Consider the following 22,178-nt stretch of genomic DNA (forward strand, 5'->3'; position numbering starts at 1 on the left):
ATGGAAACGGCGGGCGACCCGTTGGGTGGGCGCCCGCCGTGCGGAGCGTACGTCAGCGGTGGTCTTCCGCACGCATGCCCACGCGCGGAGCGTCGATCACGACGTCGGTGAAGATGTCGAAGACGAGAGCGAGGATGCCGCCCACGACGAACACACCGGCACCGATCCAGACGAGCGTCCAGTTACCGGCGGTCAGCCCGAAGCCGGCCACCACGGTGCCCACCAGCATCACGGTCACCGCCAGCCACGAAGATGCGCGCCCGCCGTGGCTGCCGAGATTCTCGGTTTGCTCCGACTTCTTCCCCTCAACCATGACAAATCCTTCCTTTGCCGGTTATCGCGCTATTGGTGCGAGCCGGCTCTCAACCGGCATATCCTCTGCCTTGAGCCCATTCTCCCAGACCAGTCTCGCGCCCTCGTCGGCACGGTGGCTGTGTCTGCTTGCGGAACCGCCTACCATGGCAACGGGGAAGTTTGTCTCGGCCTCTCCTCCTGGCGGCGCCGCCGGGGTAGACCTGCGAGGAGCTTTACATAAAGTGGCAGCCATTCTCGACAAGATCCTACGTGCCGGCGAAGGCAAGATCCTACGCAAGCTGAAGCGGTACGCAGACCAGGTCAACTCCATTGAGGACGATTTCATAGGCATGTCCGACGCGGAGTTGCGGGCGATGACGGACGAGTTCCGCAAGCGCCACGCCGAAGGCGAGAGCCTCGACGACCTGCTCCCAGAAGCGTTCGCGACCGTGCGTGAGGCGGCCAAACGCGTGCTCGGCCAGCGGCCCTTCGACGTGCAGATCATGGGCGGCGCCAACCTTCACATGGGCAACATCTCCGAGATGAAGACCGGTGAGGGCAAGACTCTTACCTGCACCCTGCCGACCTATCTCAACGCGCTGACCGGCCGGGGTGTGCACGTCGTCACGGTCAACGACTACCTCGCCAAGCGCGACGCCGAGAACATGGGGCGCATCCATCGCTTCCTCGGCCTCGAGGTCGGCTGCATCGTCTCGGGCCAGCAGCCCGACGAGCGTCGCAGGCAGTACGAAGCCGACATCACCTACGGCACCAACAACGAGTTCGGCTTCGACTACCTCCGCGACAACATGGCCTGGTCGCTCGACGAGTGCGTGCAGCGCGGCCACTACTACGCGGTCGTCGACGAGGTCGACTCGATCCTGATCGACGAGGCCCGCACGCCGCTGATCATCTCGGGTCCGGGCGAGCAGTCGGGCAAGTGGTACAACGAGTTCGCCAAGATCGTGCCCCGCCTGCGCAGGGGCGTCGAGGCGAAGAACCCCGGCGAGGAGAGCACCGGCGACTACGTCGTCGACGAGAAGAAGCGCACGGTCGGCATCCTGGAGTCCGGCGTCGAGAAGGTCGAGGACTGGCTCGGCATCGACAACCTCTACAAGCCGGAGCACACCCACCTCGTCGGCTTCCTGAACAACGCGCTCAAGGCCAAAGAGCTGTTCAAGAAGGACAAGGACTACATCGTCGCCGACGGCGAGGTGCTGATCGTCGACGAGTTCACCGGCCGCATCCTGCACGGCCGCCGCTACAACGAGGGCATGCACCAGGCCATCGAGGCCAAGGAGAGCGTGAAGGTCAAGGACGAGAACCAGACGCTCGCCACGGTCACCCTGCAGAACTACTTCCGCCTCTACGACAAGCTGGCCGGCATGACCGGCACGGCCGTCACCGAGGCCAACGAGTTCAACAAGACCTACAAGCTCAACGTGGTCCCGATCCCGACCAACCGGCCGATGATCCGCAAGGACCAGGCCGACGTGGTCTACAAGACCGAGGACTCCAAGTTCAACGCGGTGGTCGAGGACATCAAGGAGCGCTACGAAGCCGGGCAGCCGGTCCTCGTCGGCACGACCTCGGTGGAGAAGTCCGAGCGGCTGTCCAAGGCGCTCAAGCGGCGCGGCGTGCAGCACGAGGTGCTCAACGCGAAGAACCACGCGCGTGAGGCGTCGATCATCGCTGAGGCGGGCCGCAAGGGCGCCGTCACCGTCGCCACCAACATGGCGGGTCGAGGCACCGACATCCAGCTCGGCGGCAACCCCGAGTTCCGCGCCGACCTCGAGCTGCGCCAGCGCGGGCTCGACCCGGTCGAGACGCCGGAGGAATACGAGAAGGCCTACCCCGAGGCGCTGGAGAAGGCCAAGGCGGCGGTCAAGGCCGAGCACGACGAGGTCACCAAGCTCGGCGGCCTCTACGTCCTGGGCACCGAGCGGCACGAGTCGCGGCGCATCGACAACCAGCTGCGCGGGCGCTCCGGCCGCCAGGGCGACCCCGGCGAGTCGCGGTTCTACCTGTCGCTCGGCGACGACCTCATGCGCCTGTTCAACTCGGCCAGGGTCGAGATGATCATGACGAGGCTGCAGATCCCCGACGACCAGCCGATCGAGTCCAACATCGTCTCCAAGGCGATCGCCTCCGCCCAGCACCAGGTCGAGCAGCAGAACTTCGAGATCCGCAAGGAAGTTCTGAAATATGACGAGGTGATGAACCGCCAGCGCAAGGTCATCTACGCCGAGCGCCTCCGCGTGCTGGAGGGCGCCGACCTGCACGAGCAGGTGCGCGGCTTCATCGGCGACGTCATCGACGGCTACGTCCAGGGCGCCACGGCCGAGGGCTTCGCGGAGGAGTGGGACCTCGAGAAGCTGTGGAAGGCGTTCGGCGAGCTCTACCCGGTCCAGGTCACGATCGAAAACGTCATCGAGGAGGCCGGCTCCCGCGAGGAGGTGACCGCCGAGCTGATCAGCGAGCGGATGAAGGCCGACGCGCTGGCCGCCTACGCCAGGCGCGAGGAGGAGTTCGGCCCCGAGACCACGCGTGACCTCGAACGCCGCGTGATCCTCTCGGTGCTCGACCGCAAGTGGCGCGAGCACCTCTACGAGATGGACTACCTGCGCGAGGGCATCGGCATGCGGGCCTACGCGCAGAAGGACCCGCAGATCGAATACCAGCGCGAGGGCTACGAGATGTTCACCGCGATGCTCGAGGGCATCAAGGAGGACTCCGTCGGCTTCCTGTTCAACCTCGAGGTCGAGGTTCAGGAGAATCCGATCGTCGCGGAGGAGGACGCCGCGCTGGCGGAGACCCGCTCGATCATCGCGCGCGGGCTGCGGGGTCCCGAGCGGCCGGCCGAGCTCGAATACTCGGCGCCCGGCGAGCAGGGCGACGTCGAGCACACCAGGGTGCGCACGACCTCCGCCGAGCGGGCCGCCTACGGCAACGTGGAGCGCAACGCGCCCTGCCCGTGCGGGTCGGGCAAGAAGTACAAGCGCTGCCACGGCGACCCGAAGAACGCCGCCTGACGTTTCCTGCGAAGACCCTCACCTCTCCGGGGTGGGGGTCTTCTGCTCTGTACGGACCCGCGCCTTTCCGGCTGCCCGGCCAGCCCCGCTCACGGCGCCCCGGTGAACCCGCTTCCCTTCGGGGGCCCGGCGGGCTCGCGCCGTTCCGGGTGCCGGTTCGCTGGGATGGCGGCTTCGGCCGGTCAGGCGGTCTCGAAGTCGGTGCAGAGCCACTGGTGGCCGCGCCGTTCCAGGCGGGCGGCGAGTACGTGGTCGCGCTCGCCGCAGTGCACCACCACGCACATCTCCAGGGCGCCATCCCTGGGTTCGGTCACGTGCGGCCGCCCGGCGAACGGAGGGCGGCTGGCCGCGATCATCCGCCCGGCCCTGACCAGATCCCGGTAGGCCCGGTCGGTGAGCCGGCCGGCCAGCGTCTCGGGCGGGCGGCGGCCGGTGAGCACCTCCGCCAGGGCCTGCCCGAGATGGCGCAGCCTGCGCTCGTCGGGGGCCGCGCCAGGTGCTCCCCACACCAGGGGGCGCGCGTCCAGGGCCAGGGCTCCGTGGGTCTGGGACGCCGCGCCGCCCGCCCTGCGCCGGGCGTCGTCGTAGGGCGGCTCGGGGGCGGGGGTGATGCCGATGCGGGGTGCTGCGGACACGCATCCTCCAAGTGCTCAGGCGGGGAAACAAACGTCATAAGGAGTTTTCGGCCCGGCCCAGGAATACAGCGGCCACCAGCTTCCCCCAGCTGGGGCCGCTTTTCGTCCCGCTGTGAGTAGAAGGTCCTCCGGAGCTGGATCCCCCTCTTCGAGGGCTGCGCGCCGTTTCGGGCGCGGAGCGGCGTACGCATCGGCCGTCCTGAACTCAGGCGGGTTCGCGGCCGGGCGTGGGGAGGTTCAGCGCGCGGATCAGTACGGTGAACAGCACGTAATAGAGCACCAGGTACGCCAGCCCGAACCCGACGATCAGCCCCAGCTCGTGCGTGTTGGACTTGCCGGCGTTCAGCAGCATGTCGATGGCGCCGCCGGAGAAGGTGAACCCGAGGCGCGCCCCCAGCTCGGCCATCAGGGCCATCGACAGGCCGGTCAGGAGCGCGTGCACGCCGAACAGGACCGGCGCCACGAAGATGAAGGCGAACTCCAGGGGCTCGGTGATGCCGGTGACGAAGGCGGTCAGGCCGGCGGAGAGCATGATGCCGCCGACGGCCTGGCGGCGGGCGGGGTCGGCGGTCCGCCACATGGCCAGGGCGGCGCCCAGGAGGCCGAACATCATGACGGGGAAGAACCCGGTCATGAAGATGCCGGCGCCCTGCTCGCCGGCGAAATAGCAGTTGAGGTCACCTGCCGCGTCCCTGGTCGCGCCGTTCACGCCCGCGCGGCACTCGGGCAGGGTGAACCAGACGATGGTGTTGAGCACGTGGTGCAGGCCCAGGGGGATGAGCAGGCGGTTGGCCACACCGTAGATGCCCGTGCCGACCGTGCCGTGGGCGGACAGCCAGTCGCCCGCCTGCGCCAGCCAGTCGCCGATCGGCCGCCACAGCAGGCCGAGGACGACGCCGAGGAGGAGTGCGGCGACCGCGGTGATGATGGGTACGGAGCGGCGCCCGCCGAAGAAGGCCAGCCACGAGGGCGGTTTGAGGCGGTGGAAGCGCTGCCAGAGCAGGGCGGCGGTGATGCCGATGAGGATGCCGCCGAGGACGCCGGTCGGGTTCTGCGCTCCGAGGTCGAGTGCGGGGGTGCCGTCGCGGAGCAGCACCGTCACCTTGTCGTGGACGGCGCCCTGGCCGGCGTCGAAGAAGAGGGTCTTGGTCACCCGGTCGAAGACCAGGTAACCGACGACGGCGGCGAGCGCGGTGCTGCCGTCGGACTTGCGGGCGAAGCCGATGGCCACGCCCACGGCGAACAGCAGCGGCAGGTTGTCGAAGAGGGCGCCGCCCGCCGCCGCGAGCACGCGGGCCACCGGGAGGAGCCAGGGCAGGACGCCGCCCAGGCCGTCGGCGCCGAGCAGGTCGTCCTGGCCGAAGCGGAGGAGCAGGCCCGCGGCGGGGAGCACCGCGATGGGCATCATGAGCGAGCGCCCCACGCGCTGCAGCCCGCCGAACACCGACGACCAGCCAGGGCTCATGACGGTGGTCCCCCCACATCGTGCTCCGCTCGCGGGGGTCGCCGGACTACCTACCCCGCGGCGGATCGCGGGGAACCGTCGCTAGGTCTCGCCCGAGTCGACGTCCGGCTCGGGTTCCCGGCCGGGTGTCATGATCTTGAGCTTGCGGATCAGGAACGTGAAGACGACGTAGTAGAGCACGCCGTAGACGACGCCCAGCGCGAGGATGCCGGGTAGGTTCTCGGTGTTGGACTTGCTGGCGTTCAGCAGCATGTCGAGCAGGCCCGCGGAGAAGCCGAAGCCCAGCTGACCGCCGATCAGCGTGGTCAGCGCCATGGCCAGGCCGGTCAGGATCGCGTGCACCACCAGGAGCAGCGGCGCCACGAAGATGAAGGCGAACTCGATCGGCTCCGTGATGCCGGTGACGAACGACGCCAGCGCCGCCGACAGCATGATGCCGCCCACGCTGGCCCGCCGGTGCGGCGGCGCCGCGCGCCACATGGCCAGGGCGGCGGCGGGCAGGGCGAACATCATGATGGGGAAGAAGCCGGCCATGAACTGGCCCGCTCGCGGTGCGCCGCCGAAATAGCAGTTCCAGTCGCCGCCCAGCACCTGGCCGCCCACGTCGCACTGCGGCACCACGTGCCAGACGACGGAGTTGGCGAAGTGGTGCAGGCCCAGCGGGATGAGCAGGCGGTTGATCAGCCCGTAGATGCCGGTGCCGATCGGGCCGATCGCGGTCAGGGCCTCGCCGGCCTGCCGGATCCACTCGCCGAGCACCGGCCAGAGCCATCCGAAGAGCACGCCGATGAGCAGCGCCACGATCGCGGTGATGATCGGTACGAACCTGCGCCCGCCGAAGAACGCCAGCCACGGCGGCAGCTTGATGCGGTGGAAACGCTGCCAGAGCAGGGCCGCGACCAGGCCCATGACGATGCCGCCCAGGACCTGGGTGGGGTTCTGCATGCCGTAGTCGATGATCTCGACCACGCCCTGGTCCTGGACCTCCTTGATCGCGACGGTGTCGCGGATGCCGGAGCCGAAGAACATCACCTTCGTCACCCGGTCGAAGACCAGGTAGCCGACCATGGCGGAGAGCGCCGTGCTGCCGTCGGACTTGCGGGCGAAGCCGATGGCCACGCCCACGGCGAACAGCAGGGGCAGGTTCTCCAGCAGCGCGCCGCCGGCCGCGGCCAGCACCTCGGCCACCCGTTCCACCCAGGCGAATCCCGCCACGTCCGCCAGGCCGCCGGGCTGGGCGCCGTTCGAGCCGAGCATGTCGGGCTGGCCGACGCGGAGCAGCAGGGCCGCCGCGGGCAGGGCGGCGATGGGCAGCATCAGGGAGCGGCCCAGCCGCTGGAGCACGGTCATCACGCGAGCGCCCGGCGAAGGCCGGGCGGCGGTGGTCTCGTTCACCGGACGTTCCTCCGGGGGTGGGAGCCGACCCCTCAGGGCTCGAGTATGGTGCGCAGCTGGTAGCGGTCGGCGCGGTAGGTGGACACGCCCAGCTCCGCGCAGACGCCACCGGCGAACGACCTGCGCTGGAGCAGCAGCACGGCGCCGCCGCGCGGCAGCTTCAGCAGGTCGGCGTCGCTCGGGTCGGCGATGCCGCCGTCGATGGTGAGCTCGCCGGCGTCCATGACGAGACCGTAGCGGCCCTCCAGCAGCTCATACAGCGATTTGTCGGACAAGTCCTGGTCCGCAAGACCGGGGGCGAGCTTGACCGGGATGTGCGCCCGCTCGATGGACAGCGGCTCCCCGTCGGCCGTGCGCAGGCGCTCGATGAAGTGCACCTCCTCGCCCGGCTGGATGCCCAGCTCCTTGGCCAGGTGGGCGCTGGCGCGCACGATCCTCCTGTCGAGGTCGCGGGAGCCGGGGATCATGCCGCGGGCCCTCATGTCGTCGGTGAACGAGGTCAGCTGCAGCGCCAGCTCGATCTTGGGCCGGGCCACGAACGTGCCCTTGCCGGGGACGCGGTGCAGGCGCCCCTCGGAGACGAGGTGGTCGACCGCCTGCCGTACGGTCATTCTGGACAGGCCGAAGCGCTGGCAGAGCTCGCGCTCGGAAGGGATGGCGGCGCCGATGCTGAGCTCGTCGCTGTCGATGAGGTCCAGCAGGATCTCGCGAAGCTGGAAGTATTTGGGCACCGGGCTGTCCGGATCGATATGCGCCACGGATCCTCCTCTCGAACTGACCAGGGCAATGAGTTATGGTTCGTACTGGTCTAGTCCGGACTAGACCACATGTCGCAAAAGACGGTCAAGTCTAAGCCCTACGGATTTGAGGGATGAGCCCGAGATGACCACGAAGATGCGCCGCGAGATCGCCGAGCAGCCGGCCGCGCTGCGGGCCACGCTGGACTCCCTGCTCCCGAGGGTCGACGAGGTGCGCGCGGTGGGCGAGCACGCCAGGCAGCTGTTGTTCATCGCTCGTGGCACGTCTGACAACGCGGCGGTGTACGGGCGCTACCTCGTCGAGTCGCACGCGGGCCGCCTGTCGGCGCTGGCCGCGCCGTCGATCGCGACGACGTACAAGCGCCGGCTCGACCTCGACGGCGTGCTGGCCGTGGCCATCTCGCAGTCGGGGCGCACGGAGGAGATCGTCGAGACGCTGGCCTGGGCGAAGGACTGCGGGGCCAGGACGGTCGGCATCACCAACGGCGGCGCGGACAGCCCGCTGGCCCAGGCCGCCGACGTGGCCCTCTGCACGGTGGCCGGCGAGGAGGAGGCCGTGCCGGCGACCAAGACCTACACCACGCAGCTCGCCGCGCTGGCCGTGCTGGCGCTGGGGCTGGGCGCCGACGTGGACGTGACGGAGCTGCTGCGGGTGCCCGAGGCCGTGGAGAAGCTCATCGCCGCACCCGGTGACCTCGACGCCCTGGTCGAGGGGTTGGTGGACAAGCCGGGCGTGGTGGTGTCAGGGCGCGGGCTGGCGTTCTCCACGGCGCTGGAGACCGCGCTGAAGCTCAAGGAGGCCTGCTACCTGCACGCCATGGGCCTGTCGTACGCCGACCTGCTGCACGGGCCCATCGCCGTGGTCGACGCCGACACCCCCGCGCTGCTGGTCGCCTCCGAGAACAGCCCGACCCTGTCCGGAACGGTCGCGCTGGCCGAGCGGGTGGTGGCCGCGGGGGCGGCGGCGTACACGATCGGGGGCGGCGTGGCGCTCGCGCGGGCGGGCACGGCCGCTCTCAACGGTCCCGACCTGCCCGAGTGGGTCGCGCCCATGGGCCTGATCGTGCCGGGGCAGCTGCTCACCGAGGCGCTCGCCCGCAGGCTCGGCATCGACCCCGACGCGCCGCGCGGCCTCAACAAGGTCACTCAGACGGACTGATCACACAGCGTCGTCTAGCCTGGTCAGAGTGTTAGTGCGAGGGAGGACCGGATGGCGGCTGACGTCAACGCGATCATCGCGGCGCTCGGCGGTGCCGGCAACATCATCGAGATAGAGCCCTGCATCACCCGGTTGCGCACGGAGGTGCGCGACGCGTCCCTGGTCGATCAGGCGGCGCTCAAGGCGGCGGGCGCGCACGGCGTGATGGCCGCGGGCAACGTGGTCCAGGTCGTCGTCGGGCCGGAGGCGGACACGATCGCCAGCGACATCGAGGACATCATCGGCTAAGGGCGAGACCATGACGACTGTTCTCGCCCCGGTCGAGGGGGCGGCCGTGGGGTTGGCCGCGGTGCCCGATCCGGTGTTCTCCGCGGGCATGGTGGGGCCGGGAACGGCGATCGACCCGCTGAGGGGGCCGGGGAAGGCCGTTGCTCCCATAGCGGGAAAAATCATGAAGCTGCACCCGCATGCGTACGTCATCGTGGGGGACGACGGCAAGGGTGTGCTGGTGCATCTGGGCATCGACACGGTCCAGCTCAAGGGCGAGGGGTTCCGGCTGCTGGCGACCGAGGGCGACAGGGTGCGCGCCGGTCAGGCGGTGGTGGCGTGGGACCCGTCGACCGTCGAGGCGGGCGGCCGCTCGCCGGTCTGCCCGGTGGTCGCGTTGGACGCGCTCTCCGATGCGGTGACCGGGGTGGCGCAGGGCAGGGTGCATGCGGGGGACGAGCTGTTCAGATGGGAATAGACCCGCTGCCAAGGCGTCACAATAGGCATGCCGCCGATGCGACCCCGATCGGCAGGCGCCGTTCGATCCCGGGCCCGGCTGGTCCGGACCAGCGCAGAAGGAGGAAGAAGCAGATGGGTGAGCGCAAGGTCACCGTAGCGGCGGAGGTGGGGCTGCACGCCCGGCCCGCGGCGACGTTCGTGCAGCGGGCCAAACAGGCTCCGATGGACATCGCGGTGGCGAAGGCCCACGGCGGTGACCCCGTCAACGGCAAGAGCATTCTCGCGATCATGGGGCTCGACGTCCGCCAGGGCGAGACCGTCGTGATCTCCGCGGAGGGCGAGGGCTCCGAAGAGGTGCTCGACGAGCTGGCAGAGATCGCCGGTAAGCCATGAATCTGCGGGGGGTGGGGGTCAGCCCGGGCATCGGGCACGGCCCCGCGTACGTACTGACCGCCTCCGTGCCCGAACCCCCCGAGGGCGCCACCTACACCGGTGAGGCGGAGCAGGAGAAGGAGCGCGCGATGGCCGCGCTCACCCGGGTCGCGGGCGAGTTGGAGGCCCGCGGCAACCAGGCGGGCGGCGAGGCCGAGGAGATCCTCAAGGCTCAGGCGCTGATGGCCGAGGACCCCGGCCTGGTCGTGAAGGTGCGCTCACTGATTGACCGCGGGCTGGCCGCGCCCAGGGCGGTCTACGAAGCTTTCACGAAATATCGGGACGTGCTGGCCGGCTCCGGCGGATACCTGGGAGAGCGGGCCGCCGACCTCAACGACATCAGGGACCGCGTGGTCGCGCTCCTCTACGGGCACGCGATGCCGGGGTTGCCGGCCGCGCCGGCGGAGCCGTACGTGCTGGTCGCCCGGGACCTCGCGCCCGCCGACACCGCGCTGCTGTCCAGGGGCGACGTCGCCGCGTTCGTCACCGAGGAGGGCGGCCCCACCAGCCACACAGCGATCATCGCCAGGGCGATGGGCGTGCCCGCCGTCGTGGCCTGCCCTGGCGCGACCACCATCCGGCAGGGCGTGCGGGTGATGGCCGACGGCGCTTCGGGCGAGGTGCGCCTGGAGCCGGCCGAGTCCGACGTGGCCGAGGCCGTCGGCGCCGCGACGGTCAGGCAGGCCGCGGTGTCCGAGGCGGAGGGCCCCGGCCGGACCGCCGACGGCCACCTCGTTCCGCTGCTCGCGAACATCGGCAGCCCGGCCGACCTGGCCGCCGCCCGGGAGGCCGGGGCCGAGGGCATCGGGCTCTACCGGACCGAGTTCCTCTTCCTCGACCGCGCCGAGGCGCCGTCCGCCGAGGAGCAGCGGCGCGCCTACCGGGCCGCGCTGGAGGCGTTCCCCGGCGGCAAGGTCGTCGTCAGGACGCTCGACAGCGGCGCGGACAAACCGCTGGCGTTCCTGCCCTCCGCCGCCGAGCCGAACCCGGCGCTGGGTGAGCGGGGCCTGCGCGCGTTCCGCAAGTTCCCCGAGGTGATGGAGGCGCAGCTCGGCGCGCTGGCCGAGGTCGCGACCGACGACCTCATGGTGATGGCGCCCATGGTGGCCACGGCAGAGGAGAGCCGGTGGTTCGCGCAGCGGTGCCGGGCCAAGGGGCTGCGCGGCGTGGGCGTCATGATCGAGATCCCGTCCGCCGCGCTGCGGGCCAAAGACCTGCTCGCGCCCGTGGACTTCGTCTCGGTCGGGACCAACGACCTGTCCCAGTACGCCTACGCCGCCGACCGCCAGCTCGGGGCCGTGAGCGCGCTCCAGGACCCGTGGCAGCCCGCGCTGCTCGACCTGGTCGCCATGGCCGCGCACGCCGCCAACGGCGTGGGCAAGCCGTGCGGCATCTGCGGGGAGTCGGCCGCCGATCCGGCGCTGGCGTGCGTGCTCGTCGGCCTCGGGGCGGCGACGCTGTCGATGGGGGCCGGGGCGCTGCCCGCCGTACGCGCCGGGCTGGCCGCGCACACCCTGCAGCAGTGCACGTTCGCGGCCGAGGCGGCGCGGGAGCAGACGACGGCGGGCGCCGCGCGTGCGGCGGCCCGCGTGCACCTTCCGGAACTCGGCAGGCTGGGGCTCTGACGGAGGCCCGCCGGGGGCCCTGTGGCTCAGGCGTGCGCGTGGGGTCCGATCGGGTCGTCGCACGGATACCTTAGGAGGCATGCCTCACTCCCCTCGACATCTGGCAACGGCAGGTTTCCTGACGGTCGCGCTCGCCGCGTGCGCCGGTGGCGGCGGTCCGGCGGGCACGACGCCGCCAGGGGGTAAGGCGGCACCACCCACGCGGTCCACCCCGCAGCGCCCGCCCCAGACGCCGGACAAGCCCGACCCCGTCGAGAGCGCGCTGGCCGGGATGAGCGTCGCGGAGAAGGTGGGCCAGCTGTTCATGCCCGTCCTCTACGGCACCTCCGCCTCCTCGGCGTCGGGGGAGAACCAAGCCCGCTACGGCGCCAAGACCCCGGCCCAGGTGATCAGGAAATATCACCTGGGCGGCGTGATCCTCTTCCCGCAGAACGTCAGGAGCGCCCGCCAGGTCGTCGGCCTCACCAACGGCATGCAGCGCGCGGCCGAGGGCGTCCCCCTCCTGGTGGCCACCGACCAGGAGAACGGCCTGGTGGCGAGGATGTCGGCGCTCATGACCGACTTCCCCGGCGCGGGCGAGATCGGCGCGAAGAAGGACCTGTCGCTGTCGCGGGCCGTGGCCGCGGCCACGGGCCGGGAGCTGCGGGCGCTCGGCGTCAACCTCGACTTCGCCCCCGTCGCCGACGTCAACGTCAACCCGGCGAACCCCGTGATCGGCAGGCGGGCCTTCGGCGACGACCCGCAGAAGGTGGCCAAGATGGTCTCGGCCGCGGTCAAGGGCTTCGACGACGCGAAGATCGCCGCCACGGTCAAACACTTCCCCGGCCACGGCGACACGGCCGTCGACAGCCACAGCGGGCTGCCCGTGATCAAGCACACCAAGGCCGAGTGGGAGCGGATCGACGCGCCGCCGTTCAAGGCCGCGATCGCCGCGGGCGTGGACGCCGTGATGAGCGCCCACATCGTCTTCCCCAAGCTCGACCCGTCGGGAGACCCGGCGACGCTGTCCAAGCCCATCCTGACCGGCCTGCTGCGGGAGAAGCTGGGCTTCAAGGGCGTGATCTCCACCGACGCGCTCAACATGGGCGGGGCGCGCACGAAGTACGACGACGGCGAGGTGGCGGTGCGTGCCGTGCTGGCCGGCGCCGACCTGCTGCTCATGCCCAACGACCTGCCTGAAGCCCACCGGGCGGTGCTGGCGGCGGTGAGGTCGGGCCGCATCTCGAAGCAGCGCCTCGACCAGTCGGTCACCAGGCTGCTCACGCTCAAGCAGTCGAAGGGGCTGCTGGCCGAGGCCCCCGTCGCCTCCGCCGCGGAGGCGGCCCGCGTGCTGCGCTCCGCGGAGCACCGCAAGCTGGCCGCCCGTGTCTCTCGCGGCTGACGCTAGTGCGAGCCGCGTAGCCCGCTGGCGATGAACATCGCGGCCAGGATGGCGAACAGGAATGCCTGCAGAAACTGGATGAACATCTCGAACGTGGTCAGGGGCCTGCCATTGGCCGGGGAGGGATTCGGGCCGCTGGAGGTGATCAGGATCGTCGTCCGCACGGCGGTCCTTTCTGGGTAGCGTCCTAGCGCTGGGAAATCACCTCAACGACCGAAATTTCCGGCATTTTTGGGTGGTTCCGTCCGGTCCCAATCCCGCGTTCAGGCGTCGCGCCGCCGCAGCAGCAGCCCGCCGGCCAGGAGCGCCGCGGACGCCCACGCGGCGAGCACGCCGAGCCCCGCCCACGGGCCGAGCGGCAGGACGGCGGCGTCGGTGGTGGCCTGGACGGCGAGCCCGGCGCTGGCCGGCGACAGCTGCCAGAGCAACCGCTGCGCCTCCTCGTCGGCGACCATCCGTACGGCGAGCGGCAACAGGTAGAGCAGGCCCAGCACGGTGCCCGTGGCCGCGGCGGAGTCCCGTACGGCGGTGGCGACGCCCAGGCTGAGCAGGGCGATCAGCGCCAGATAGAGCACGGATCCGGCGGCGGCGCGCAGCGTCGGGCCGTCGGCCGGCGACAGCGGCGGGTAGCCGTGGGCCGGGGTGAAGCCGCTGCCGGGGAGCAGCAGCCGCCCGGCCAGCACCGACCCGAGCACGGCGGCGGTCCCCGCGGCCAGCGTCAGGCCGGTGAGCACGGCGGCCTTGGCGGCCAGGACGGCGGTGCGGCGCGGCATCGCGACCAGGCTGGTGCGGATCATGCCGGTGCCGTACTCCCCGCACACCATCAGCACGGCCAGCAGCGCCACCGTCGCCTGGCCGAGCTGGACGCCCTGCAGGCCGATCCTGGCGGCGTCGTGGCCGCAGCCCGCCGACGCGCACGTCACGGAAGAAGCCGCCACGGCGCTCAGCGCCACCGTCAGCACGACCGTCCCGGCCAGCAGCCACCCGGGCCCCGGCATGGTGCGCAGCTTCGTCCACTCGGCGTACACGGCGTACCTCATACGTCCCTCCCGCGCAGCCGGTAGGCGGCCAGGGCGAGGGCGGCGGCGGTGTAGCCGCACAGGACGGCGAAGCCGGCCCACGGCGCCAGCGGGTAGTAGCCGGCCACCGGCGCGTAGTGGGCGAGCACCTGCGGATATTCGGGCACGCTCTGCTGGATCGCGAACCCGGCCGCGGGGGTGATCCGCAGCAGCCACTCCGACACGCTCTCCGGCAGGAAGGACATGATCGCGAGGACGTACGGGACGAGGGTGGCCGCGACGGCCACGACGACCGCCGTCGCGCTGCGCCGGAACAGCGCGCCGAGCGCGAGGCCGAGGACGGCGGCCACGGCCAGCAGCGCGGCGACGCCCGCGATCACGCGCAGCTCGGTGAGCAGGGGCACCGGCTGGGTGAAGACGCCGTTGCCGCGCAGGATGCGCCGCCCGGCCGGCAGCGTGACGCCGGCGGCCGACAGCCCGGCGAGGAACGTCACCGAGCCGATCACCACGGCCTTGGCCGCCAGCACCCGGCCCCGGCGCGGGCTGGCCAGCATCGTGGTGTGGATCAGCCGCCGCCGGTACTCGGCGGTCACGAACAGCACGCCCACGACGATCACCGCGATCAGCCCCGCCATCGCGCCGGTCAGCGTGCGCTCGACGGTGCTCTCGCCCGTGAGGGGCGCGACGTCCCCGACGCCGGTGACGGCGAACGTGCCGCCGGAGCGCTCCAGCCTGCCCGGGTGATGAGGCGTCACGCCGTCGACTTCCGTCGTGACGCCGATGTCGTCGCTCTTCCACGTGCCGCCGGTTCCTGCGCCGCGCACGCTGACCCGGTCGACGACGGCGGTGGCCTCCGCGAAGCGGGACGCCGCGATGGACCCGCCGGCGGCGTTCGGCGAGATCGTCAGATCACCGGGGGAGGCGACGAACAGCCCGATGCGGGCCCTGGCCGGCAGCCCTTCCAGGCGGGCGGTGCCGACCCGGGTCCACCGCCTGCCGTCGGGGGACTCCTCGCCGGTGATCGTGTCACCCGTACGGGTCAGCCGCAGCCAGCGCGGGGACCGCGGCGAGACGCCGCCGGGACGGCCGGCCACGTCCTCGGTGAAGTCGTGCTGCATGCGCACGCCGTGGCTCCCGGTGACCATCACGGCCGCGTAGGAGGCGCCCTGCTCCGTGCTCTCCTTGATCATGATGCCGGCCTTGGCCCAGGGCACGACCCCGGCGACCACGTTCCTGACGCCGGGGGTGGCGTCGGGCTTGCGGATCAGGCCGGTCATGGAGGTGACGCGCGCGGTGATGACGCCGTCGCCGTCCAGCGGCTGGTGGACGAAGAAGAACCGGTCCTCCACGGCCTGCCCGCCCGGGCCCAGCGGGGGGACGGGACACGGCACCTCCACCGGCCCCTTGCTGCAGGAGGAGTGGCTGCCCGCGGCGAACGACAACCCGAGGCCCACGACGAGCAGCGCCCCGGTCGCCACGCCGGCCACCCAGCCGTGAACGGTGCGGAACTTGGTCCACTCCGCGCGTACGAGCTGCCAGAACCCGTCCCGCCCGGCTCGCAGGTCCGAGCGGTAGGGGGTGACGGCGGTCATCGCGCCGCTCCCCGGAAGTCGACGGCGTCCCTGGTCAGGTCGAGGTACGCCTCCTCCAGCGTCGCCCGGTGGGCGCTCACCTCGGAGAACGGCACGGACCGGTCGCCGAGCAGCCGTACGACATGCTCGGCGGCCATACCGGCGACGGTGAGCATGTCACGTCCGGTGACGGTCACCGTGGCGCCCGCTCCGGCCAGCGCCGACATCGCGGGCTCCCGTGCCGTCGTGCGCACCGTGACCTGGCCGCCGGACGCGGCCTCGATCAGGTCGGCCACGCTGGTGTCCGCGACCACCCGGCCCCGGCCGGCCACCACGAGGTGGCCGGCGGTGTCCTGCAGCTCGCTCATCAGGTGGCTGGACACCAGCACGGCCCGTCCCTCGGCGGCCAGCGACCGCAGGAGACCACGGATCCACACGATGCCCTCGGGGTCGAGGCCGTTGAACGGCTCGTCCAGCATGAGCATCGGCGGGTCGCCCAGCAGCGCCGCGGCGATCCCCAGCCGCTGGCGCATGCCCAGCGAGAACCCGCCCGCGCGGCGTTTCGCCGCGGCGGCCAGCCCGACCCGCTCCAGCAGCGCGTCGGTCCGCCCGGCGCCCAGCCCCTGGGAGCGGGCCAGCCACAACAAGTGGTCGCGCGCGGTGCGGCTCGGTTGCAGCGCGCCGGCGTCCAGCAGCGCGCCGACGTGCCGCAAGGGGGTGCGCAGGCTCCGGTACGGCCGCCCGCCGACCAGCGCGCTGCCCTCGTCGGCGGCGTCCAAGCCGAGTACCACCCGCATCGTGGTGGACTTGCCCGCCCCGTTGGGGCCGACGAACCCGGTGACCTGGCCCGGCCGTACGGTGAACGACATCCCGTCCAGAGCCTGGGTCGCGCCGAACCGCTTGCGCAGCCCGGAGACTTCGATGGTTGCTTCCACGCCAGGCAGACTAGGCAGCGGACCCCGTGCCGGTCGTCACGCGAGGGAGCCATCTCCGCCGTCCCTGACGCCCGCTACGGCCCGTCCCTCGTACGAGGGATGGCGGCGGGGCGCGGGGCGGTGACAATGGCTTGCGTGAGGCGAGCGGGCGGCAGGTGGGTGGCGTGGGTGCGCCGGATCCCTGCCGCGTGCGCTGCGCCGGCACCGTACGCGCCTCTGGTGACCGGTGTGCTGCTGGCGCTGCTCGGCGTGGCCGAGTCGCTGGCGTTCTCGTCGACGCAGCCGATGATGGGCGACACGGTGAGCGTGCCCGCGGGCACCTTGGACGGCCCCGCGGGCACCCCGGACGGGCCCTCGGGCTCCCTTGTCGATGCCCCGCCGGCCGCGGACCCGGCCGGTCCGGGGGTGCCTGGCGCCGAGACCTGGGTGCCGGACCCGGCCAAGGTCATCGTGCTGCCGCTGCTCGCGCTGGCCACCACACTCCCGCTGCCGCTGTTGTGGGGGCAGCCGTTCGCTGCGGCGGTGCTCGGCGGAGCGGCGAGCGCGCTGTCGATCGTGGCCTTCGACACGTTCACCGTGGCGGGCGCGGTCACGCAGGTGATCGCCGCCTGCCGGGCGGGACGCCACGGTACGCCGGTCCAGGTCGTGCTCGCGGCGGCGGTCTTCCCGCTGCCGGTCGTGGCGCTGGTGCTCGCCGGACGTACGGGCGGCGAGCCGGGCGTGCTCGCGCTGTTCATGGCCTTCCTGGCGCCGGTGGCCGCGGCGGCCGGGGTGGCGCGGCGGGCCCGCCGCCGGGCGATGGCCGACACGGCGGCCCGGCAGGTCATGTCGGAGAGCCTGCTGGAGCACGCGGCCAGGGGCGAGCGCGCCCGCATCGCCCGCGAGCTGCACGACGTGGTCGCCCACCACATCTCCATGGTCGCCGTGCAGGCGGAGACGGCCCGGCTCGCCGTCCCCGGGATGCCCGACGCCGGTGCGGAGCGGCTGCTGGCGATCGGCGACACCGCCAGGGCGGCGCTGACCGAGATGCGGCGGTTGCTCGGCGTGCTGCGCGAGGACGCGGAGGCGGAGCCGGTCTGGCGGCCTCAGCCGGGCCTGCGCCTGCACGAGCTGAACGAACTGCTCGACGCGTCGCGGGAGGCGTCGGGCACGGTCACCCGGCTCGTCCTGCGCGGCACTCCGGTGGAGCTCGATCCGGGGGTGGAACTGGCCGCGTACCGGATCGTCCAGGAGGCTCTCACGAACGTGCGGCGGCACGCCCCGGGCGCGGCCGTGGACGTGGAGCTCGACTACGGTGACGAGGTCGTGCGGCTGCGCGTCCGCGACAACGGGCCGGGCCCGCCCGGCGGCGAGCAGCCCGGCGGGCAGGACGGCGAGCAGCGCGGCGAGCAGGGCGGTGGGCAGGGCGGTCACGGCCTGGCGGGCATGCGCGAGCGTGCCGCGGCCGTCGGCGGCGAGTTGCGCACCGGCCCCGCGCCCGGTGGCGGCTTCCTCGTCGAGGCCCGCCTCCCCCTCAAGGACGGCACCACCGGGTGAGCGTCGCCCGCCTCCCAGGAAAGGAACGACCGAGCGGATGAGTGCCCCCAAGGTCCGTGTCGTCATCGCCGACGATCATCTGGTGGTGCGCACCGGGTTCGCCGAGTTGCTCGACACCCAGCCGGACTTCGAGGTCGCCGGCACCGCCGCCGACGGCGCCGAGGCGGTGCGGGTGTGCCGCGAACGGTCGCCCGACGTGGTGCTCATGGACGTGCGCATGCCCGGCATGAGCGGTATCGAGGCCACCCGGCTGCTCGCGGGGCCGGGCGGGCCGCGGGTGCTCATCCTGACGACGTTCGACCTCGACGAGTACGTCTACGACGCGCTGCGCGCCGGGGCCAGCGGCTTCCTGCTCAAGGACGTCACCGCCGAGCGGCTGTTCGACGCCGTGCGCGTCATCGCCGCGGGCGAGGCTCTGCTGGCCCCGGCGGTCACCCGGCGCCTGATCAGCGAGTTCGCCCGGCAGGGCCCGAGGGGCGACGCTCCCGTGGCGGAGCTGGCCAGGCTCACCCCGCGCGAGACGCAGGTGCTGAGGCTGGTCGCGGAGGGGTTGTCCAATCCGGAGATCGCGGGACGGCTCCTGGTCACGGAGGAGACGGTGAAGACGCACGTCAGCCGCGTGCTGAACAAGCTCGGCCTGCGTGACAGGACCCAGGCGGTGGTCGCCGCGTACGAGACGGGGCTGGTGGTGCCGCGCGGCCGGGCGTGAGCACGGGACGGGGGACGCCTTACTCTGGAACGACGTTCGAGCCTGGAGGTGGCCGTGGTCACGGGTGTGCTGATCGACTGGGGTGGGGTGCTCACGACGAGCCTGTCCGACTCCATCGGCAGGTGGATCCGCGAGGACCGGATAGACGCCGACCATTACTACGTCGTGATGCGCGAGATGGTCGATCACGCCTACGGCGAAGGCGCGGGGGAGAGCACGGTCCACGCGCTCGAACGCGGCGAGCTCGACGGCCCCGCCTTCGAGCGCGATCTCGCGGCCCGGCTGCTCACGCTCGACGGGGTGCCGCCGGTGGCGGAGGGGCTGCTGGATCGCATGTTCGCGGGGTTCGAGCGGGTCGAAGCGATGTACGACGTGCTCCGCGATGTGCGGAAAAATGGTGTTAAAACGTGTTTGCTCTCCAACTCCTGGGCGAACACGTATGCCCGCGACGACTGGGACGACCTCTTCGACGCGGTCGTGATCTCCGGCGAGGTCGGCATGCGCAAGCCCGAGCCGCGCATCTTCCACCACGCCCTCGGCCAGATCGGGCTCCCCGGCGAGGAGTGCGTGTTCATCGACGACATCGAGGCCAACATCCTGGCCGCCCGCGCTCTCGGCATCGCCGGCATCCATCACCGCGACGCGGAGTCGACCATCACGGAGCTCGAGTCCCTCCTCCGTCTCACGCTGCGCCGGGTCTGACGTCAAACAGGCTGCGACCAGGCGGCATCGGCGCTGATGAGAAATCCGCCGAACGCGCCGCCGCCACGCCCCGGGGCGGGCACCGTGGCAGGGCGGCGGGCTGATGAGCAGGGCGATCGTCAGTAAGGTGTCGGTCTGGTGGCTCGGGTTTCCCGATGGCCGAGCCCTGGCGAAGCGTGGAAAGGTACGTCATGCGCGTCTATCTGCCGTGCACTCTCCCTGCCCTGGCCGCGGCGGTCGAGGCGGGAGAGGTGGGCCCGGCCCCGTTGACCGGCTACGCGGTGACCCCCGCGCTGACCGAGTGGTACGCCTCGGGCGACACCGAGGAGCTCGAATATGTCGCGCTCACCGAGGCGGCCCGCGCCTCGCTGCGCATGCTGGCCGCCGCCGGCGGCAAGGCCGCGCCCAGGCGCGTCGTGGTGGCGGCCGAGGTGCCGGACCGCGAGGTGTCCGCCGGCGTCGATCTCGAGGAGCGGGGCAGGGTGCGCCTCGCCGGGCCGGTCCCGCTGGCCAAGGTGGCCGCCGTGCACGTCGACGACCACGACGCGGTGGCCGACATCGAGGCCGCGATCGCCGCGCTGCCGGCCTCCGACGCGGGCGACGACGACGCGAGGTTCACCGTGGACGGCGCCGAGGCCCACGAGCTCATGTGGTACGCGACCCAGGAGATCCCCGAACTTCTCGCTTAGTAACGGTGACGTTACGTCCGTCACACTTCCTTGACCGCCCCGTGACTTTACTCGCTAGTGTCCCGACCCAGCACTGTTCTTTACCCAAAGGAGTCGGTTCTCAGTGAAGCTTCGAGTTGTGGCTGTCGTTACGGGGGCAGTGGCGGCGGCGGCCCTCTTCGCAGGCTCTCCCGCGAACGCCCAGGCTGCCAAGCCGTACGACCACAAGGACCCCTACAAGTCGGGCTGCGGTAACTCGGCCCGCGCGGTGAAGACCGCGAAGATCAAGAGCCGTGCCAACGGCACCATCGGGACCATCAAGCTGATGTGGTCCGGCAAGTGCAAGACCAACTGGACCGAGATCAAGGTCGGCTCCACCATGAGCGGCTCCATCAAGGTCTACGCGCAGGACGGGCGTTACGACACCTTCTCCTACAAGGCCGGCAACGGGGGCCGCCACTGGGGCGACATGGTCTGGGCCAACAACATGTGCGCCTGGGGCAGCGCCACCGCGCAGTGGGGCGGCGGCCGGGGCGGCCAGAACGGCTCCGGCACCACCGCCAAGGCCTGCGGCTGAGGCACGCCGGCGAAGGCCGTGGCCGTCCGGCCGCGGCCTTCGCGCGTTCCGTGGAATGTCACGTCGGCCCACTATGCTGGTCATGACATGACAAAGCACATTGTTTGGGATTGGAACGGCACCCTCTTCCACGATCTCGACGCCGTGGTCGAAGCCACCAACGAAGTCTTCAAGCCGTACGACCTGCCCGCGATGACCGCCGACGGATTCCGCGCGGTCTACACCCGCCCCGTCTGGCTCGCCTACGAGCGCCTGCTCGGCCGCCCGCTGACCGAGGGCGAGTGGCAGTTGCTCGACGAAGGATTCCACCAGCACTACTACCGGCTGTGCGACAGCTGCCGGCTCGCCGCCGGTGCCGAGCTCGTGCTCTCCAGCTGGACGGGCACGCAGTCGCTCTGCTCGATGGCGCCCCACACCCATCTGGTGCCCAAGGTCGACTCGTTCGGCATCACCCGGCACTTCACCAGGATCGACGGGCTGCACGGGCTGACCGGCGGCGAGAAGGCGGCCCACATGACCGCGCACATCGCGGCACTCGGCGTCGATCCGAGCGACATCCTGGTGATCGGCGACAGCGTGGACGACGGGCTCGCCGCCAAGCACGTGGGAGCCAGGGCGGTGCTCTACACCGGCGGCATGACGACCAGGGCCGAGCTCGAAAGCACCGGTCTGCCGGTGGTCGACACCCTCGCCGACGCCCTCGACCACGCGTAGACGGCGCTCGGGCCATGCGAGTTTCGCCCAGGCGCGGGCTTTGAGCCCGGTGGCGGCCGTACCCTGGCAGGGATCATCCCCCTCAGGAGGCCGCCATCAACCGCCTTGTGCTCTGGAACGTCGACCTGACCCTGGTCGACGTCGCCATCGTGACCAGGGACGCCTACGCCGAGGCGTTCCGCCTCGTGACCGGGCGACCGCTGGTCAAGCTCGTTCCCCCGCTGGGCCGCCCCGACTCCGAGATCGTCTTCGAGACGCTGGCCGTCAACGGCGTCCAGGCCGAGGACGCCCACCTGCCCAAGTTCCTCGCGGCACTGGCCATGGCCTTCGCCGACCGGCGCGGGCGGCTGGTTGCGGAAGGCCGGATGATGCCCGGGGCGAAAGACGCGCTCAAGTCGGTGTCCAAGCTCGACGGCGTGGTGCAGACGGTCCTGACCGGCACGATCAAGAGCAACGCCGTGCACAAGCTCAAGGCGTTCAAGCTGGACAAGTACATCGACTTCGAGCTCGGCGGCTACGGCGAGGAGGTCTATCCCAAGGCGACGCTGCTGCAGGTCGCGCAGTCGCGGGCCAAGCAGCGCCTCGGGGCGCCGTTCACCGCGGCCAACACCGTGGTGATCGGCGACTCCACGCGTGACGTGCAGGCCGCCAAGATCGGCGGTGCGGCCATGATCGGGGTCGCCTCCGGGCGGTCGATGGCGGCCGAGCTCCGCGAGGCGGGCGCCGACATGGTGCTGCCCGACCTGTCCAACGCCTCGGAGGTGGTGGCCGCGGTCGCCGGCCTCACGTCCCCCCTCGACCGCAAAGCCGGCTGACCTCCCTCTCGACCGCGATGCCGGCTGGCG

At 71.5% G+C, this 22,178-nt stretch carries 23 protein-coding genes; 14 read left to right on the plus strand and 9 right to left on the minus strand.

Translation table 11 applies throughout. The annotated features are described in order from the left end of the window. Positions 1-52: 52 nt before the first annotated feature. Positions 53-313: an HGxxPAAW family protein gene (locus E1292_RS16165; RefSeq protein ID WP_132596035.1), complete on the minus strand. Its 261-nt coding sequence runs from the start codon at positions 311-313 to the stop codon at positions 53-55. Positions 314-536: 223 nt separating this feature from the next. Here E1292_RS16165 and secA point away from each other — a divergent pair, with 223 nt between their 5' ends. After that, complete coding sequence (gene secA / locus E1292_RS16170) at positions 537-3,326, plus strand: preprotein translocase subunit SecA (RefSeq protein ID WP_132596036.1); 2,790 nt, start codon at positions 537-539, stop codon at positions 3,324-3,326. Positions 3,327-3,508: 182 nt separating this feature from the next. Here secA and E1292_RS16175 read toward each other — a convergent pair whose 3' ends face one another. From E1292_RS16175 to E1292_RS16190, 4 genes are all read right to left on the minus strand, one after another. Beyond that, positions 3,509-3,961 (minus strand): Rv3235 family protein, encoded by a 453-nt coding sequence (locus E1292_RS16175; protein ID WP_165974571.1) that lies wholly within the window; start codon positions 3,959-3,961, stop codon positions 3,509-3,511. Between the two features lie 205 nt (positions 3,962-4,166). Next, positions 4,167-5,426, minus strand: a complete 1,260-nt coding sequence (locus E1292_RS16180; protein ID WP_132596037.1) for a PTS transporter subunit EIIC — start codon at positions 5,424-5,426, stop codon at positions 4,167-4,169. A gap of 81 nt (positions 5,427-5,507) precedes the next feature. Beyond that, entirely contained in the window at positions 5,508-6,821 is a 1,314-nt protein-coding gene (locus tag E1292_RS16185; protein WP_132596038.1) for a PTS transporter subunit EIIC, read from the minus strand. Positions 6,822-6,853: 32 nt separating this feature from the next. Further along, positions 6,854-7,579 (minus strand): GntR family transcriptional regulator, encoded by a 726-nt coding sequence (locus E1292_RS16190; protein ID WP_132596039.1) that lies wholly within the window; start codon positions 7,577-7,579, stop codon positions 6,854-6,856. A 124-nt stretch (positions 7,580-7,703) separates the two neighbouring features. Between E1292_RS16190 and E1292_RS16195 the strand changes: the two genes are divergently transcribed. The 6 genes from E1292_RS16195 (at position 7,704) to nagZ (ending at position 12,902) form a co-directional block, all read left to right on the plus strand. Further along, positions 7,704-8,738 (plus strand): SIS domain-containing protein, encoded by a 1,035-nt coding sequence (locus E1292_RS16195; RefSeq protein WP_132596040.1) that lies wholly within the window; start codon positions 7,704-7,706, stop codon positions 8,736-8,738. A 51-nt stretch (positions 8,739-8,789) separates the two neighbouring features. Then, complete coding sequence (locus E1292_RS16200) at positions 8,790-9,026, plus strand: PTS sugar transporter subunit IIB (RefSeq protein ID WP_132596041.1); 237 nt, start codon at positions 8,790-8,792, stop codon at positions 9,024-9,026. A 10-nt stretch (positions 9,027-9,036) separates the two neighbouring features. After that, the gene (locus E1292_RS16205) at positions 9,037-9,483 is read left to right on the plus strand and encodes a PTS sugar transporter subunit IIA (protein WP_132596042.1); all 447 of its coding nucleotides are present in this window, start codon (positions 9,037-9,039) and stop codon (positions 9,481-9,483) included. A gap of 113 nt (positions 9,484-9,596) precedes the next feature. Then, positions 9,597-9,857 carry an HPr family phosphocarrier protein gene (locus E1292_RS16210; protein ID WP_132596043.1) on the plus strand — a complete coding sequence of 87 codons (261 nt, stop codon included), beginning with the start codon at positions 9,597-9,599 and terminating at the stop codon, positions 9,855-9,857. Further along, the gene (gene ptsP, locus E1292_RS16215; RefSeq protein WP_132596044.1) at positions 9,854-11,521 is read left to right on the plus strand and encodes a phosphoenolpyruvate--protein phosphotransferase; all 1,668 of its coding nucleotides are present in this window, start codon (positions 9,854-9,856) and stop codon (positions 11,519-11,521) included. The genes E1292_RS16210 and ptsP overlap by 4 nt, the downstream gene beginning before the upstream one ends. A gap of 79 nt (positions 11,522-11,600) precedes the next feature. After that, a complete protein-coding gene (gene nagZ / locus E1292_RS16220; RefSeq protein WP_132596045.1) occupies positions 11,601-12,902 on the plus strand; it encodes a beta-N-acetylhexosaminidase in 1,302 nt (433 codons plus the stop codon). 2 nt (positions 12,903-12,904) lie between these two features. Here the strand turns inward: nagZ and E1292_RS52245 are convergent, their stop codons facing one another. The 4 genes from E1292_RS52245 to E1292_RS16240 all read right to left on the minus strand — a co-directional run bounded on the left by E1292_RS52245 (position 12,905) and on the right by E1292_RS16240 (position 16,427). After that, entirely contained in the window at positions 12,905-13,066 is a 162-nt protein-coding gene (locus E1292_RS52245) for a hypothetical protein (RefSeq protein ID WP_132596046.1), read from the minus strand. 99 nt (positions 13,067-13,165) lie between these two features. After that, positions 13,166-13,942: an ABC transporter permease gene (locus E1292_RS16230; protein WP_132596047.1), complete on the minus strand. Its 777-nt coding sequence runs from the start codon at positions 13,940-13,942 to the stop codon at positions 13,166-13,168. Next, on the minus strand, positions 13,939-15,513 hold the full coding sequence (locus tag E1292_RS16235) for a DUF1349 domain-containing protein (RefSeq protein ID WP_132596048.1): 1,575 nt from the start codon (positions 15,511-15,513) through the stop codon (positions 13,939-13,941). The genes E1292_RS16230 and E1292_RS16235 overlap by 4 nt, the downstream gene beginning before the upstream one ends. Next, the gene (locus E1292_RS16240) at positions 15,510-16,427 is read right to left on the minus strand and encodes an ABC transporter ATP-binding protein (protein ID WP_132596049.1); all 918 of its coding nucleotides are present in this window, start codon (positions 16,425-16,427) and stop codon (positions 15,510-15,512) included. Before E1292_RS16240 ends, E1292_RS16235 begins: the two co-directional genes overlap by 4 nt. A 219-nt stretch (positions 16,428-16,646) precedes the next feature. Between E1292_RS16240 and E1292_RS16245 the strand changes: the two genes are divergently transcribed. From E1292_RS16245 to E1292_RS16275, 7 genes are all read left to right on the plus strand, one after another. Continuing rightward, complete coding sequence (locus tag E1292_RS16245; RefSeq protein ID WP_220446868.1) at positions 16,647-17,963, plus strand: sensor histidine kinase; 1,317 nt, start codon at positions 16,647-16,649, stop codon at positions 17,961-17,963. A 37-nt stretch (positions 17,964-18,000) separates the two neighbouring features. Continuing rightward, positions 18,001-18,672 (plus strand): response regulator, encoded by a 672-nt coding sequence (locus E1292_RS16250; protein ID WP_132596050.1) that lies wholly within the window; start codon positions 18,001-18,003, stop codon positions 18,670-18,672. A 48-nt stretch (positions 18,673-18,720) separates the two neighbouring features. Further along, complete coding sequence (locus E1292_RS16255; protein WP_132596051.1) at positions 18,721-19,374, plus strand: HAD family hydrolase; 654 nt, start codon at positions 18,721-18,723, stop codon at positions 19,372-19,374. A 191-nt stretch (positions 19,375-19,565) separates the two neighbouring features. After that, positions 19,566-20,063 (plus strand): DUF6912 family protein, encoded by a 498-nt coding sequence (locus E1292_RS16260; RefSeq protein WP_132596052.1) that lies wholly within the window; start codon positions 19,566-19,568, stop codon positions 20,061-20,063. Between the two features lie 118 nt (positions 20,064-20,181). After that, a complete protein-coding gene (locus E1292_RS16265) occupies positions 20,182-20,619 on the plus strand; it encodes a DUF2690 domain-containing protein (protein ID WP_165974572.1) in 438 nt (145 codons plus the stop codon). An 87-nt stretch (positions 20,620-20,706) separates the two neighbouring features. Further along, positions 20,707-21,333: an HAD family hydrolase gene (locus E1292_RS16270; protein ID WP_132596054.1), complete on the plus strand. Its 627-nt coding sequence runs from the start codon at positions 20,707-20,709 to the stop codon at positions 21,331-21,333. Positions 21,334-21,440: 107 nt separating this feature from the next. After that, the gene (locus E1292_RS16275) at positions 21,441-22,148 is read left to right on the plus strand and encodes an HAD family hydrolase (RefSeq protein WP_132596055.1); all 708 of its coding nucleotides are present in this window, start codon (positions 21,441-21,443) and stop codon (positions 22,146-22,148) included. Positions 22,149-22,178 lie beyond the last annotated feature (30 nt).

The sequence above is a fragment of the Nonomuraea deserti genome, assembly GCF_004348685.1.
GTDB classification, from domain to species: domain Bacteria; phylum Actinomycetota; class Actinomycetes; order Streptosporangiales; family Streptosporangiaceae; genus Nonomuraea; species Nonomuraea deserti.

Excerpts from the sequence above, each read along its gene's own strand:
- E1292_RS16270 (WP_132596054.1), top strand. The coding sequence starts at position 20,707 with ATGACAAAGCACATTGTTTGGGATTGGAACGGCACCCTCTTCCACGAT.
- E1292_RS16230 (WP_132596047.1), bottom strand. The coding sequence starts at position 13,942 with ATGAGGTACGCCGTGTACGCCGAGTGGACGAAGCTGCGCACCATGCCG.
- E1292_RS16250 (WP_132596050.1), top strand. The coding sequence starts at position 18,001 with ATGAGTGCCCCCAAGGTCCGTGTCGTCATCGCCGACGATCATCTGGTG.
- E1292_RS16205 (WP_132596042.1), top strand. The coding sequence starts at position 9,037 with ATGACGACTGTTCTCGCCCCGGTCGAGGGGGCGGCCGTGGGGTTGGCC.
- E1292_RS16210 (WP_132596043.1), top strand. The coding sequence starts at position 9,597 with ATGGGTGAGCGCAAGGTCACCGTAGCGGCGGAGGTGGGGCTGCACGCC.
- nagZ (WP_132596045.1), top strand. The coding sequence starts at position 11,601 with ATGCCTCACTCCCCTCGACATCTGGCAACGGCAGGTTTCCTGACGGTC.
- E1292_RS16180 (WP_132596037.1), bottom strand. The coding sequence starts at position 5,426 with ATGAGCCCTGGCTGGTCGTCGGTGTTCGGCGGGCTGCAGCGCGTGGGG.
- E1292_RS16195 (WP_132596040.1), top strand. The coding sequence starts at position 7,704 with ATGACCACGAAGATGCGCCGCGAGATCGCCGAGCAGCCGGCCGCGCTG.
- E1292_RS16165 (WP_132596035.1), bottom strand. The coding sequence starts at position 313 with ATGGTTGAGGGGAAGAAGTCGGAGCAAACCGAGAATCTCGGCAGCCAC.
- E1292_RS16235 (WP_132596048.1), bottom strand. The coding sequence starts at position 15,513 with ATGACCGCCGTCACCCCCTACCGCTCGGACCTGCGAGCCGGGCGGGAC.
- E1292_RS16260 (WP_132596052.1), top strand. The coding sequence starts at position 19,566 with ATGCGCGTCTATCTGCCGTGCACTCTCCCTGCCCTGGCCGCGGCGGTC.
- E1292_RS16200 (WP_132596041.1), top strand. The coding sequence starts at position 8,790 with ATGGCGGCTGACGTCAACGCGATCATCGCGGCGCTCGGCGGTGCCGGC.
- ptsP (WP_132596044.1), top strand. The coding sequence starts at position 9,854 with ATGAATCTGCGGGGGGTGGGGGTCAGCCCGGGCATCGGGCACGGCCCC.